Annotated in this window: 10 protein-coding genes; 3 read left to right on the forward strand and 7 right to left on the reverse strand. The window is 56.0% G+C overall.

All coding sequences use genetic code 11. The annotated features are described in order from the left end of the window. Positions 1-67: 67 nt before the first annotated feature. The 4 genes from QNN88_RS15715 to QNN88_RS15730 form a co-directional block, all read right to left on the reverse strand. A complete protein-coding gene (locus QNN88_RS15715; RefSeq protein WP_414241035.1) occupies positions 68-1,192 on the reverse strand; it encodes an ABC transporter permease in 1,125 nt (374 codons plus the stop codon). Continuing rightward, complete coding sequence (rbbA, locus tag QNN88_RS15720) at positions 1,192-3,930, reverse strand: ribosome-associated ATPase/putative transporter RbbA (protein WP_414241036.1); 2,739 nt, start codon at positions 3,928-3,930, stop codon at positions 1,192-1,194. Before rbbA ends, QNN88_RS15715 begins: the two co-directional genes overlap by 1 nt. Beyond that, complete coding sequence (locus QNN88_RS15725) at positions 3,927-4,994, reverse strand: HlyD family secretion protein (RefSeq protein ID WP_414241037.1); 1,068 nt, start codon at positions 4,992-4,994, stop codon at positions 3,927-3,929. The genes rbbA and QNN88_RS15725 overlap by 4 nt, the downstream gene beginning before the upstream one ends. Positions 4,995-5,321: 327 nt before the next feature. Continuing rightward, positions 5,322-6,509 (reverse strand): NAD(P)/FAD-dependent oxidoreductase, encoded by a 1,188-nt coding sequence (locus QNN88_RS15730; RefSeq protein ID WP_414241038.1) that lies wholly within the window; start codon positions 6,507-6,509, stop codon positions 5,322-5,324. A 230-nt stretch (positions 6,510-6,739) separates the two neighbouring features. On the opposite strand from QNN88_RS15730, the gene pitA reads away from it, so the two are divergent. Then, complete coding sequence (pitA, locus tag QNN88_RS15735) at positions 6,740-8,239, forward strand: inorganic phosphate transporter PitA (protein ID WP_414241039.1); 1,500 nt, start codon at positions 6,740-6,742, stop codon at positions 8,237-8,239. Between the two features lie 163 nt (positions 8,240-8,402). Here the strand turns inward: pitA and uspB are convergent, their stop codons facing one another. Continuing rightward, positions 8,403-8,738 carry a universal stress protein UspB gene (uspB, locus tag QNN88_RS15740; protein WP_042323109.1) on the reverse strand — a complete coding sequence of 112 codons (336 nt, stop codon included), beginning with the start codon at positions 8,736-8,738 and terminating at the stop codon, positions 8,403-8,405. A gap of 402 nt (positions 8,739-9,140) precedes the next feature. Between uspB and uspA the strand changes: the two genes are divergently transcribed. Together uspA and dtpB are read left to right on the forward strand one after the other, a co-directional pair. Continuing rightward, positions 9,141-9,575, forward strand: a complete 435-nt coding sequence (gene uspA / locus QNN88_RS15745) for a universal stress protein UspA (protein ID WP_000323571.1) — start codon at positions 9,141-9,143, stop codon at positions 9,573-9,575. A gap of 266 nt (positions 9,576-9,841) precedes the next feature. Next, complete coding sequence (gene dtpB / locus QNN88_RS15750; RefSeq protein ID WP_414241040.1) at positions 9,842-11,314, forward strand: dipeptide/tripeptide permease DtpB; 1,473 nt, start codon at positions 9,842-9,844, stop codon at positions 11,312-11,314. 86 nt (positions 11,315-11,400) lie between these two features. Here dtpB and rsmJ read toward each other — a convergent pair whose 3' ends face one another. Both rsmJ and prlC read right to left on the reverse strand, forming a co-directional pair. Beyond that, positions 11,401-12,159, reverse strand: a complete 759-nt coding sequence (rsmJ, locus tag QNN88_RS15755; RefSeq protein ID WP_414241041.1) for a 16S rRNA (guanine(1516)-N(2))-methyltransferase RsmJ — start codon at positions 12,157-12,159, stop codon at positions 11,401-11,403. 7 nt (positions 12,160-12,166) lie between these two features. Continuing rightward, positions 12,167-14,209: an oligopeptidase A gene (gene prlC, locus QNN88_RS15760; protein WP_414241042.1), complete on the reverse strand. Its 2,043-nt coding sequence runs from the start codon at positions 14,207-14,209 to the stop codon at positions 12,167-12,169. Positions 14,210-14,306 lie beyond the last annotated feature (97 nt).

Consider the following 14,306-nt stretch of genomic DNA (forward strand, 5'->3'; position numbering starts at 1 on the left):
GCCTACCTTTACTGGATTTCGCTCTCCCGTAGGCCGGATAAGGCGTGAGCCGTCATCCGGCATCTGCTTACGCCATCGTCCCTATCGTCTTTCTGAAACGCAGTAGCGCGATCAGGAAGAATACGGCGCCAATAGCGAGTAGCGTCAGAAACTGCGGCCAGACGATACTGAACCCGGCACCACGATAGAGTATTGCCTGCGCAAGGCTGACGAAATGGGTGGTCGGCATCGTTAGCATGATGTCCTGTACCGCCTGCGGCATGCTTTCTCGCGGCGTGGAGCCGCCGGAAAGCATTTGCAGCGGCAAAAGCACCAGAATCATCAGCAGTCCCAGTTGTGGCATTGAACGCGCCAGCGTGCCCATAAAGATTCCGATGGACGTGGTGGCAAACAGGCTCAGCGCCACGCCCAGCATGAACAGCGGAATAGAGCCTTCAATCGGTACGCCGAGCACACCTTTCACCATCAACATTAGCGACAACCCCGACACCACCAGCACCACCAGTCCCATCGACCAGACTTTCGCCATCATGATCTCAAACGGGGTGATCGGCATCACCAGCAGATGTTCTACCGTGCCGTGTTCACGCTCGCGGATCAGTGCCGATCCGGTCAGCACGATCGCCAGCATGGTGATGTTGTTGATGATCGCCATCACCCCGCCAAACCATGCCGGATCAAGGTTCGGGTTGAAGCGCATACGGGTCTCCAGCGACACCAGCGGCTCACTGTTATCACGATAACGCGCGACAAAACTGTTCACCTCGCCGTTGATGATATTCTGAATGTAGCTGTTGCCGGTGAACGCCTGGCTCATGCGCGTGGCGTCCACGTTCACCTGAATATCCGGCTGGCGTCCGGCCAGGACATCGCGCTGAAAGTGGGGCGGAATATTGATCGCAAAAGTATAACGACCCGCATCCAGCCCGGCGTCCATCTCGTCGGCGGTGATCATCTCCGGCGGCAGAAACCACGGACGGTAGAAGCTGTTGACGATACGATTCGACAGTTGCGACTGATCCATATCGGCAATGGCGATTGGCGCAAGATGCAGCGATCCCGGCAACACGGTGGCAGAGGAGTATACCGAAACGGTAAACGCAAACACGATCAGCGTCAGCATCGCCTTGTCGCCCAAAAGGCTGCGTAGCTCTTTGATGCCTAAATTATAAATATTGCGTAACCGGCGCATCACCCCTCCTGCTTTTTCAGCAACAGCACGCTCAGGCCAATCACCAGCGGTATGGCGATCAGCAGCGGCACAAACTGCGGCCAGAGATCGGTGAGATCCAGCGCTTTCGAGAACGTCCCGCGGGCGATCGTCAGAAAATGGCTGGTTGGATAGATCTCGCCGATCCACCGCCCCGGCCCTTCCAGCGACGCCACCGGATCAATCATCCCGGAAAACTGCGTCGCCGGGATCAGAGTGATAATGGACGTACCGAAAATTGCCGCAATTTGACTCTTCATAAAAGTGGAGATGAGCAAGCCCATCCCGGTCGCGATGATGACATACAGCAGCGCGGCCAGGCTGAGCGTGAGGAAACTACCCTTGTGCGGTACGCCAAAAACAAACACCGACAGGGCGCACAGCAGCAGGAAGTTCAGCATCCCCAGCGCGATATACGGCAACTGTTTACCGAGCAAAAACTCGCTGCGGGTGGTGGGCGTCACGTACAGGTTAATCATCGATCCCAGCTCTTTTTCCCGCACCACGCTCAGGGCGCTCAGCATTGACGGGATCATCATCAGCAGCAGCGGAATGACTGCCGGAACAATCGCCGGCAGACTTTTCACATCCGGGTTGTAGCGATAGCGGGTTTCAATAGTCATGAGCCCGCTCTGCCCCACCGGCGTCGGCTGGCGACTTGCCACCTCCTGTAGCCAGGTCTGGTGCATCGCCTGCACGTAGCCCTTCACCGTCTCGGCGCGACTGGGCATTGCGCCATCCACCCAGACGCCAATCTCTACCGGCGTCCCACGCGCAATGTCACGGCCAAAGTTGGGTGGGATTTCAATGGCCACCGCCACCTCGCCAGAGCGCATTCGCCGGTCGAGATCGTCATAGCTGGCAAGCGGCGTTTGTTCGATGAAGTAGCGTGAGCCCGCCAGATTCAAGGACCATGCCTGACTGCTGACGGTTTGATCGCGATCGAGAACCGCAAAGCGCAGATTCTCAACGTCCATGCTGATGCCGTAGCCCATGATCAGCATCAGAATCACTGTGCCCATCAATGCCAGGGTCGAACGCACCGGATCGCGTCTGAGCTCCAGCGCTTCACGGCGGCTATAGCTGAACAGCCGACGCAGGCTAAAACCCTGACGCGGCGGTTTGACCTCTTCATGCTTCGTTTCTGACGGTACGGGCGCTTGCGGCACCGGCCCGGACGCTTCCTGAAGCCAGGCGATAAACGCCTCCTCAAGGTTGGCAGCCCCACGACGTTCAACCAGCTCCTGCGGCGTCCCGCTGGCAAGCACTTTCCCGGCATGCATTAATGACATACGGTCACAGCGCTCGGCTTCGTTCATAAAGTGAGTGGAGATAAAAATGGTCACTTTGTCCTGACGCGACAGATCGACCATCAGTTGCCAGAACATATCCCTGGCGACCGGATCGACGCCGGAGGTGGGTTCATCGAGGATCAACATTTCCGGACGGTGGATCACCGCCACCGCCAGCGACAGCCGCTGGCGAATACCGAGCGGAAGCGACTCGGGCAAGGCATCCTCAACCTCCGCCAGCATAAAACGCTCGCTCATCTCCTGCACACGCTGGGGGATTTCTGCTTCCGGGATGTGAAAGAGACGGGCGTGGAGTTCCAGGTTTTGTCGTACCGTCAGCTCGCTGTACAGCGAAAACGCCTGCGACATGTAGCCCACCCGGCGGCGGGTGTCGATATCCTTCGGGTCGACCGGTTGACCAAACAGCCATGCCTCACCTTCACTGGCAGGCAGCAGCCCGGTCAACATCTTCATGGTGGTCGATTTACCACAGCCGTTGGAACCGAGGAAACCAAAGATCTCCCCACGCGGGATGCGAAAGTTGACGTGGTCGACGGCGACGAAATTGCCGAAGCGCATAGTCAGGTCTTTCGCCTCAATGGCGATCTCTTCCTGCTCAGCGTGATACGGTGGAATGACCACCGGCTGATACGCCTGACGCTGCGCCTGCGGTAACAGGGCGATAAATGCCTGCTCCAGCGTCTCGCTGCCGGTTTTCGCGCGGAGTTCCTGCGCGCTGCCGGTTGCCAGCACTTCGCCTGCGTTCATTGCCACCAGCCAGTCGAAGCGCTCGGCCTCTTCCATATAGGCCGTCGCCACCAGCACGCTCATGTTGCTCTGGCGCTGGCGAATGCTATCGATCAGATCCCAGAACTGGGCCCGCGACAGGGGATCGACACCGGTTGTGGGTTCATCCAGAATCAATAATTGCGGATCGTGGATCAGCGCACAGCACAGCCCCAGTTTTTGTTTCATGCCGCCTGACAGTTTCCCGGCAGGCCGGTCGCGAAACGGAGCCAGACCGGTGCTGTTCAGTAATTCCGTAATCCGCGCTTCGCGCTCGGCTTTGTCATGACCAAACAGGCGAGCGAAGAAATCGACGTTCTCATACACCGAGAGCGTGTGGTAAAGGTTTTTCCCCAGCCCCTGCGGCATCCAGGCGATCCGTGGGCAGACCTCGCGGCGATGCTTCGGATCGCGCATATCGCCGCCCAACACCATGACGTTACCTTGTTCAATCACCCGTGCGCCGGAAATGAGCGACAGCAGGCTTGATTTACCCACGCCGTCTGGGCCTATCAAACCCACCATGCAGCGTGCGGGGATCTCGAGCGTGATATTGTTCAACGCCACCGTTGCGCCGTAATGCTGATACACGCCGTCAAGGTGCGCCACGGGAGGAACGGGGACCTGCGCCAGATGCGTCATTGCGGCAGCCTCACCGCCAGCGCATCAGGCCACGGACGCTGCTCGTCCAGCCGCACCCACGCCATGCCGGGCAATCCGGTTTTGACATATTCGAGGTGCTGCTGGAGTAATTCCGGCGGGATACGCGCCTTAACGCGGAACATCAGCTTCAGACGTTCATCCTGGGTTTCAACGGTTTTTGGCGTAAACTGCGCGACGCTGGCGACAAAGCTGATAGTGGCAGGAATACGCAGATCCGGCGCGGCATCAAGCACCAGCCGCGCTTCGCCGCCAATCTTCAGCAGACCCGCCTGTTCTGTGGGCAGGAAGAAAGTCATGTAGACATCGCTTAGATCGACCATGTTCAATACCCGCCCGCCGGAAGCCAGCACTTCACCGGGTTCTGCCACCCGGTACTGAATCCGGCCATCACGCGGCGCTTTAAGCTCGCTGTCATCGATGTCCGCGACAATCCGCCGTTCGGTCGCTTGTGCCGCGTCAACGCGAGTTTGTGCCTGGATAATACTGGTGCGCGCGGCTTCAATTGCCGCTTTTGTTGCGGAGACCTGCGCCTTTGCCGACTCCAGCGCCGCGCGTGCGCTTTCCGCGGCGGCGCGATCGTCGTCCAGTTGTTGCGCCGAGACCGCGCCACGCTGGGAGAGCGAGCGGGAACGGACGTGACGTTTGGAGACGGAATCCAGCTCGGCTTCACGTTGTTTCACAACCGACTGGGCGGCACGGGTTTCGCTCTGGCGCTGTTCGAGCAACGCTCGCGCGGCGGCAACAGCACTTTCGGCCTCTTTGATCTGCGCAATGGCTTCCTGTCGTTGCTCCTGCAACACGCGGGTATCCATCTTCGCCAGCACTTCGCCCTGGCGAACAAACTGCCCCTCAGTCACCAGGATGGTATCAATACGCCCGGCGATTTTAGTGGCGATATCCACTTCCGTCGCCTCGATCCTGCCATTGCTGGCAGCAAAACCGTCCGGTACGCCTGCGGGCCGCAGCACCCACCACACACCGGCAGCGACCACCACCAGTACGCCCACGCCCCACCACGTCAGATGACGCTTAATGTTGTCCATAATCGACCCGCCATAATCCCTGTTATCAAACAATGCGTGTCACAAAACCCCACTGAACGGGCGTTCAGCGGTATCTTCCCTCCGGGATAAGAAGGAAAAAATGAGAGTGGCCGGGCGGCTGACAAACGTTATGACTGCGCTCGCCGTGAAGGAAAGTGAATGACAGAGAAGTGCGAAAAACGGGTAGTAATGTTGTCATCATCAGCGTTCCTGGCCGTAAATGAAACACGCATACTCATAGCTAGTATCAATAAAATACTAACATCATTATGGGGGATGTCTATTCGCTTATGGTTTGTAATGATATACAGGGTGAATCATTTACGCTTATGCAAGATCCTGTGCACACGCCCAGGCGCTGGACCACGCCCACTGGAAGTTGTAGCCGCCCAGCCAACCGGTAACGTCCATCACTTCGCCGATAAAGTAAAGACCGGGCACTTTGCGCGCCTCCATCGTACGCGAAGACAGTTCGTTCGTGTCCACGCCGCCAAGCGTAACTTCCGCCGTGCGATAGCCTTCGGTGCCGTTGGGCTGTACGCGCCACTCGGTCAACGTGTCTGTCAGCGTCTGCTGGTCGCGGACGTTGAGCTGTTTGAGCGAGACATCAGGGATCTGCCCGAGCTGTTGCAGGCACTCGACCAGACGCTTCGGCAGCAGCATCGCCAGCGTATTCTTCAGGCTTTGATTCGGATGAGCGCTGCGCTGTTCGTTAAGGACGTCATTCAGACTGACATCCGGCAACAAATTAATGCTGACAAATTCACCCGGCTGCCAGAAGCTGGAAATCTGTAAAACTGCCGGGCCAGAAAGGCCGCGGTGGGTAAAGAGCAGATTTTCGCGAAATACTGTTCCGTCCTGTGCCGTAACCACCGAGGGCACGGAAACGCCAGAGAGTACCTGAAGCTGCTCCAGCAGCGGTTTGTGCAAGGTAAACGGCACCAGTCCGGCGCGCGTCGGTAAAACATTCAGGCCAAACTGTTCGGCAATTTTATAGCCAAATGGCGACGCGCCCAGTCCCGGCATCGACAGTCCGCCGGAGGCGATCACCAGTTTTTTCGCGCCGACGGTCGCCCCGTTCAGCGCCAGAGTAAAACCGTCGTCATCCCGCGCAACGCTCAGAACTTCACTGCGTAAGCGCAGGGTTACATTGCCTTTTTCGCACTCCGCTATCAGCATATCGACGATTTGCTGCGCGGAGTCATCACAAAAAAGCTGCCCGAGCGTTTTTTCATGCCAGGCAATACCGTGCTTACTGACGAGATCGATAAAATCCCACTGGGTATAGCGCGCCAGTGCAGATTTGCAAAAATGCGGGTTTTGACTCAAATAAGCAGCCGGCTCAACATTAAGGTTGGTAAAGTTGCAGCGGCCCCCGCCAGACATGAGGATCTTGCGGCCAGGTTTCTTTCCATTATCAATAAGCAGCACCCGGCTGCCAGCCTGCCCTGCCTGTGCTGCACAGAACATACCTGCCGCGCCAGCGCCTATAATAATGGCATCATACCTTTCCACTTTACGTTCCTCTCTGAATTCAGGGCGTGAATTGTAAAGTTATCTCAGTGGTCGCACCAGCGGCAAAATACTTAGGAAGAAGTATTTATATGAAATATATAAGATAATTCTTTATAGGCACCATTGTATTCAGACGTTAAATCAAAAAAAGTCTATATTTCACTTTGCCCGCGCCGCTAAAGTCACTGATAATGCGCCGCGTTCATGTCCTCAAGATGGCGTAACGTCCTATGCTACATTTGTTTGCTGGCCTGGATTTACATACCGGGCTTTTATTATTGCTTGCTCTGGCTTTTGTGCTGTTCTATGAAGCAATCAACGGCTTCCATGACACAGCCAACGCTGTCGCAACCGTGATCTACACTCGTGCAATGCGCTCGCAGCTTGCGGTGGTCATGGCGGCAGTGTTCAACTTCTTTGGTGTGCTGCTGGGCGGTCTCAGCGTAGCCTATGCCATCGTGCATATGCTACCGACGGATCTCCTGCTCAACATGGGCTCCTCGCATGGACTTGCGATGGTGTTCTCCATGCTGCTCGCGGCTATCATCTGGAACCTGGGTACCTGGTACTTTGGTTTACCCGCCTCCAGTTCTCATACACTGATCGGCGCGATTATCGGCATCGGTTTAACCAATGCGCTGATGACCGGCACGTCAGTGGTGGACGCACTCAACATCCCGAAAGTCATGGGCATTTTTGCCTCGCTGATCGTCTCGCCGATTGTCGGTCTGGTGGTGGCAGGCGGCCTGATTTTCCTTCTGCGTCGCTACTGGAGCGGGACCAAAAAACGCGCCCGTATTCACCTCACGCCTGCGGAACGTGAAAAGAAAGACGGCAAGAAAAAGCCGCCGTTCTGGACCCGTATCGCGCTGATCCTCTCTGCTATCGGCGTGGCCTTCTCGCACGGCGCGAACGATGGCCAGAAAGGCATTGGTCTGGTGATGCTGGTTCTGATTGGCGTGGCGCCGGCGGGCTTTGTGGTAAACATGAATGCCTCCGGTTACGAGATTACCCGTACCCGTGATGCTATCAACAACGTCGAAATCTACTTCCAGCAGCATCCTGACCTGCTCAAGCAAGTGACGGGCGTCGATCAGCTGATTCCCTCTCCGGAACCGGCCGCAACGCAGCCGGCAGAATTCCACTGCCATCCGGCAAATACCCTTAATGCACTGGACCGTGCAAAGGCGATGTTGTCGAACAATGTGGAAAGCTATGACAAGCTGAGCGTTGAGCAGCGCGGCCAACTGCGCCGCATCATGCTGTGCATCTCCGACACGACCGACAAAGTGACGAAGCTGCCTGGCGTGAGTGCTGACGACCAGCGTCTGCTGAAGAAACTGAAAACCGATATGCTGAGCACCATCGAATATGCGCCAATCTGGATCATCATGGCGGTCGCGCTGGCGCTGGGTATTGGTACCATGATCGGCTGGCGCCGTGTGGCCACCACTATCGGTGAGAAGATCGGTAAGAAAGGCATGACCTATGCACAAGGGATGTCGGCGCAGATGACGGCGGCGGTCTCTATCGGTCTCGCCAGCTACACCGGGATGCCGGTCTCCACCACCCACGTACTCTCCTCCTCTGTGGCAGGGACCATGGTGGTTGACGGTGGCGGTCTGCAGCGTAAAACGGTGACCAGCATTCTGATGGCGTGGGTGTTCACCCTCCCGGCCGCGATTCTGCTGTCCGGTACGCTGTACTGGATCTCGCTGAAACTGATTTAAGCGTTATCTCGCCGGATGGCGGCAAAGCCTTATCCGGCCTACAAATGAATGTAGGCCGGATAAGCGAAGCGCATCCGCAGACCTGACGAATCAACATCATCGGGCTAAAGTGTGCAGAAAAACCGTATCGAGCGGGTCAGGAAACTGGCCCGCTTTTTTTTGCTCAGTGCCAAATCATCAGGGCAATAAGACTGACCACCACCAGCCCACATAGGGCGCTGGTCAGAATAAATTGACGACGCACCCGCTCACAGCGGCGGATGAACTCATCATCATGATGATCGCGGTAGCGCTGGGCGTAGATATACCACACCAGGCGTACCTGCTTATTGGGTTGGCCGTGCGAGGTGAAAAAGCCGCCCCCATCTACATACTGATAGAGCAAAGGATCGCAACCACGAAGTACCACGAGCAACGCGCGTAAAGACGAGAAATAGCGCGCCATATTCACAATGCAAACAACACATAATGCCCAGAATAATGCAACGGTGCTTATCATACGACCTCCCCGGCGACCCGCCCACGGAGCTCCGCTCCGGGACTACCGCTCCCCGAAACTTGCCAGACAGTCAATGAAAAAGTACGACTAAAAACCGCTCATTTTGAGCTTATCATCAGAGCGGCTCTCTAAATAGTGTAGGAGATCAGTTAATTTTTTTGCCAGAAGGTTAATCACTATCAATGCAATTCTCTAAATATTTTGTTTAACTATTTGGTAAGCAAGGCGGATTGACGGATTATCCAGGTCGCTATACTGTAAGGATAGTCTCTACAATTCACTTCATCGCGGCTGAGCTAGCCCCGCGTAGACATATCGCACAGTTCGCAGGACGCGAGTGACGCAAGGTAGAAAAATCGCTAGCTGGCTGGTCATCGACAACTTTATGGAAGGAGTAATACTATGGCTTACAAACACATTCTCATCGCGGTTGATCTTTCTCCAGAAAGCAAAGTTCTGGTAGAAAAAGCGGTCTCTATGGCACGTCCGTACAACGCAAAGGTTTCCCTGATCCACGTTGATGTAAACTACTCTGACCTTTATACCGGCCTGATTGACGTCAATCTGGGCGATATGCAAAAACGCATTTCTGAAGAAACTCACCACGCGCTGACCGAACTGTCCACCAACGCAGGCTATCCGATTACCGAAACCCTGAGCGGCAGCGGCGATCTGGGTCAGGTGCTGGTAGACGCCATCAAGAAATACGATATGGACCTGGTCGTTTGCGGTCACCACCAGGACTTCTGGAGCAAACTGATGTCCTCCGCGCGCCAGTTGATCAATACCGTTCACGTCGACATGCTGATTGTTCCACTGCGCGACGAAGAAGAGTAAAACGCGTCTTGCCGGATTATCCGGTCATATCAGAGCGCCCGCCTTTGCGGGCGTTTTTGTTTTTGCTTAATGCCCGAAACATGTCAGTACAACATCCCACCCCACAAATCATAATTAGTGTGATCGACTAATTAGATCGAATTACATCTGTATAATACTCTACACCATCGGCAAATAGCCGCAGTCTATAACAGAGTCAGACTTTTTCAGCGCGTTTTGTATTACGCGTACATACTTTTCGGGATGGCATTGAAAGGCGAAGCAATATGAATACATCTGCACCAACGGGCTTGCTACAGCAACCCCGCCCGTTCTTCATGATCTTTTTTGTCGAGTTATGGGAACGATTTGGCTATTACGGCGTTCAGGGTATCCTGGCGGTTTTCTTTGTTAAACAACTCGGGTTCTCCCAGGAGCAGGCGTTTATCACCTTCGGCGCCTTTGCCGCACTGGTCTACGGCCTGATCTCGATCGGGGGGTACGTTGGCGACCACCTGCTCGGCACCAAACGTACGCTGGTGCTGGGCGCGATTGTGTTGGCGCTGGGTTACTTCATGACGGGAATGTCGCTGCTCAAACCGGACCTTATTTTTATCGCGCTCGGGACGATTGCCGTCGGCAACGGGCTGTTTAAGGCGAACCCGGCGAGCCTGCTCTCCAAATGCTATCCGCCCAAAGACCCGCGTCTGGACGGCGCTTTCACCCTGTTCTACATGTCGATTAACATCGGTTCGCTGCTGTCGCTGTCGCTGGCGCCGGTGATCGCGGATAAATTCGGCTATGCCGTCACCTACAACCTCTGCGGGGCCGGGCTGATTGTCGCGCTGCTGGTCTATTTCGCCTGTCGCGGGATGGTGAAAGATATCGGTTCAGAGCCAGACCATCTGCCGATGAGCTTTCGCAATCTGCTGTATGTCCTGATTGGCACCGTGGCGATGGTCTTCCTCTGCGCCTGGCTGATGCACAACGTGAAAATCGCCAACCTGGTGCTGATTGTTCTGTCGATTGCGGTGACCATTATCTTCTTCCGCCAGGCTTTCAGACTGGATAAAACCGGACGCAACAAGATGTTTGTGGCGTTTATCCTGATGCTGGAAGCGGTGCTGTTTTACATTCTGTATGCGCAGATGCCGACATCACTGAACTTCTTTGCCATCAACAACGTTCACCATGAGATCCTCGGTTTCACTATTAACCCGGTGAGCTTCCAGGCACTGAACCCGTTCTGGGTGGTGGTAGCGAGCCCGGTACTGGCGGCGATCTACACGCGTCTGGGTAGCAAAGGCAAAGACCTGACAATGCCGATGAAGTTTACCCTCGGGATGTTCCTGTGCTCGCTGGGTTTTCTGACTGCCGCCGCCGCTGGCATGTGGTTTGCCGATGCGCAGGGCCTGACGTCACCGTGGTTTATCGTACTGGTTTATCTGTTCCAGAGCCTGGGCGAGTTGCTGATAAGCGCGCTGGGGCTGGCGATGGTCGCGGCGCTGGTTCCGCAGCATTTGATGGGCTTTATTCTTGGGATGTGGTTCCTGACGCAGGCCGCCGCGTTCCTGCTGGGAGGCTACGTCGCAACCTTTACCGCCGTACCGGAGAACATCACCGACCCGCTGCAGACATTGCCAATCTATACCGGCGTGTTCAGTAAAATCGGGCTGGTGACGCTGGCTGTCACCGTCGTGATGGCGCTGATGGTGCCGTGGCTGAACCGGATGATTAATACACCGGATACCACGCAATAATCGTATTTACCGGATGTCGGCTGCGCCTCATCCGGCCTACCCACACCGCGTCGTAGGCCGGATACGCAGCGCCATCAGGCAGTCTGTTAATCCACCAAAGGCGTGCCGGCATAAATATCAAACCGGTGCCCTTTGGTCACTACTGCATTTGGCGTGGCGACCTCCGCCAGCGGCGGCGCGTAGTCCGGGCGTTTCACCACCACACGTTTGGTTGCAAGCTGACGCGCCGGTTCCAGCAAGCCGTCGGCGTCCAGATCAGGGCCCACCAGCGACTGAAAGACGCGCATCTCTTTTTTTACCAGCGCGCTTTTCTGTTTGTGGGGAAACATCGGGTCGAGATAGACCACCTGCGGACGCGGCGTGATATCCGTCAGCGCCGTCAGGCTGGAGGCATGAATCAACTGCAGCCGTTCCTGCAACCACGGGCCGATTTCCGCATCGGCATAGCCGCGCGCCAGGCCATCATCAAGCAACGCCGCCACCACTGGATTACGCTCCAGCATCCGCACATGGCAGCCGACCGAGGCCAGAACGAATGCATCACGCCCCAGACCCGCGGTCGCATCGACGACATCGGGCAGATAGTCGCCTTTAATCCCGACCGCTTTCGCCACCGCTTCACCACGACCGCCGCCGAACTTGCGGCGATGGGCCATCGTTCCACCGACAAAGTCGACGAAAATACCGCCGAGCTTCGGTTCATCGCGCTTACGTAACTCAAGATGATCCGGCGTCAGCACCAGCGCCATCAGATTGTCTTCATCGTGTTCCAGTCCCCAGCGGGAGGCCAGAACAGATAAGGCGCCGTCTCCGGCGCCTGTTTCATCCAGTAAACAAATTTTCACTGAAGAACTAGCCTTTAATTCCGTAATGTTCCAGCATGGCATCCAGCTGCGGCTCACGGCCACGGAAGCGTTTGAACAGTTCCATCGGTTCTTCAGACCCGCCACGCGTCAGGATGTTATCCAGGAACGACTGACCGGTATCGCGGTTGAAAATGCCCTCTTCTTCGAAGCGAGAGAACGCGTCCGCGGCCAGCACGTCAGCCCACAGGTAGCTGTAATAGCCCGCCGCATAACCACCGGCGAAGATATGGCTGAATGCATGCGGGAAACGCCCCCATGATGGCCCTGGCACCACGGCGACCTGTTTTTTGATCTCCGCCAGCGTCTCAAGGATTTTCGCCCCTTGCTGCGGGTCAAATTCCGCATGCAGACGGAAATCAAACAGGCCAAACTCCAGCTGGCGCAGAATAAACAGCGCCGCCTGGTAATTTTTCGCCGCCAGCATTTTATCCAGCAGTTCTTTCGGCAACGGTTCGCCGGTCTCGTAATGACCGGAAATAAATGCCAGCGCGTCCGGTTCCCAGCACCAGTTTTCCATAAACTGGCTCGGCAACTCGACCGCATCCCACGGCACGCCGCTGATCCCGGAAACACCGGCGGTTTCGATACGGGTCAGCATGTGGTGCAGACCGTGACCAAACTCGTGGAACAGGGTGATCACTTCATCATGGGTAAACAGCGCCGGTTTGCCATTCACCGGGCGGTTAAAGTTACAGGTCAGGTAGGCGACCGGTTTTTGCAGTGAGCCGTCCGATTTACGCATCTGACCGACGCAATCATCCATCCACGCCCCGCCACGTTTGTGCTCACGGGCATACAGATCGAGGTAGAAACTGCCGCGCAGTTCGTTGTTTTCGTCATACAGTTCGAAGAAACGCACCTCCGGATGCCAGACATCCACATCCTTACGCTCTTTCGCGGTAATACCATAAATACGTTTCACCACCTCAAACAACCCGTTAACGGCTTTGCTTTCCGGGAAGTACGGACGTAATTGCTCGTCACTGATGCTGTAGAGATGTTGTTTCTGTTTTTCGCTGTAGTAGGCGATATCCCACGGGTTCAGCTCATCAACGCCAAACTCGGCTTTCGCGAAGGCGCGCAGTTGCGCCAGCTCTTTCTCGCCCTGCGGACGCGCGCGTTTTGCCAGATCGGTTAAAAACTCCAGCACCTGCTGCGGATTTTCCGCCATTTTGGTGGCGAGCGATTTATACGCGTAGCTTTCAAAACCCAACAACTGCGCCAGCTCGTGACGCAGGGCGAGAATCTCCGCCATCACCGGACTGTTATCCCATTTGCCGGCATTTGGCCCCTGATCCGACGCACGGGTCACATAGGCGCGATACATCTCTTCACGAAGCAGCCCGTTGTCACAGTAAGTCATCACCGGCAGGTAACTCGGGATATCCAGCGTCAGCAGATAGCCTTCCTGCTCTTTCGCTTCGGCCTGCGCCTTCGCTGCCGCCAGCGCGCTTTCCGGCATCCCGGCCAGCTCTGCTTCGTCAGTAATCAGCTTCGTCCAGCCCATGGTGGCGTCGAGTACGTTGTTGCTGTACAGGTTGCCCAGTTCAGACAGGCGGGTGGCAATCTCTCCGTAGCGCTGCTGTTTTTCTTTCGGCAGACCAATGCCGGAGAGTTCAAAGTCGCGCAGCGCGTTATCCACCGCTTTTTTCTGCGCGGTGTTCAGCGTGGCGTAATGGTCGCCATCACGCAGGTCGCGATACGCCTGATACAAGCCTTCATGCTGCCCGACCCAGGTGCTGTATTCCGACAACAGCGGCAGCGTCTGCTCATAGGCTTCTCGCAGTTCGGGGCTGTTTTTTACCGAATTCAGATGGCTGACCGGAGAAAAAATACGGCCCAGAACGTCATCAACTTCCGCAAGCGGCTGGCATAGATTTTCCCAGGTGTAAGGCGCGCCCTGTGCCACGACGCGTTCCACATTCTCACGGCAGTCGTTCAGCGCTTTGGTTACCGCCGGGACCACATGTTCAGGCTGAATTTTGGAAAAAGGCGGTAGCTCGAAAGGCGTCAGTAAAGGATTGGTCATAAACGCTGTCCTGTTAGAATAAGGTGAATGTCGCGCGCATCCGGCGCTGTGCAATATCCCTGTAGAATGGGGATAAGTGTAGAGGATTTCAATGCCA

This window comes from Citrobacter sp. ANG330 (assembly GCF_047467925.1).
GTDB classification, from domain to species: domain Bacteria; phylum Pseudomonadota; class Gammaproteobacteria; order Enterobacterales; family Enterobacteriaceae; genus Citrobacter_A; species Citrobacter_A amalonaticus_G.

What these genes read in the sequence shown, in the direction of transcription:
- QNN88_RS15715 (WP_414241035.1), bottom strand. Translation starts at nt 1,192, where the DNA reads ATGCGCCGGTTACGCAATATTTATAATTTAGGCATCAAAGAGCTACGC.
- rbbA (WP_414241036.1), bottom strand. Translation starts at nt 3,930, where the DNA reads ATGACGCATCTGGCGCAGGTCCCCGTTCCTCCCGTGGCGCACCTTGAC.
- QNN88_RS15725 (WP_414241037.1), bottom strand. Translation starts at nt 4,994, where the DNA reads ATGGACAACATTAAGCGTCATCTGACGTGGTGGGGCGTGGGCGTACTG.
- pitA (WP_414241039.1), top strand. Translation starts at nt 6,740, where the DNA reads ATGCTACATTTGTTTGCTGGCCTGGATTTACATACCGGGCTTTTATTA.
- uspB (WP_042323109.1), bottom strand. Translation starts at nt 8,738, where the DNA reads ATGATAAGCACCGTTGCATTATTCTGGGCATTATGTGTTGTTTGCATT.
- uspA (WP_000323571.1), top strand. Translation starts at nt 9,141, where the DNA reads ATGGCTTACAAACACATTCTCATCGCGGTTGATCTTTCTCCAGAAAGC.
- dtpB (WP_414241040.1), top strand. Translation starts at nt 9,842, where the DNA reads ATGAATACATCTGCACCAACGGGCTTGCTACAGCAACCCCGCCCGTTC.
- prlC (WP_414241042.1), bottom strand. Translation starts at nt 14,209, where the DNA reads ATGACCAATCCTTTACTGACGCCTTTCGAGCTACCGCCTTTTTCCAAA.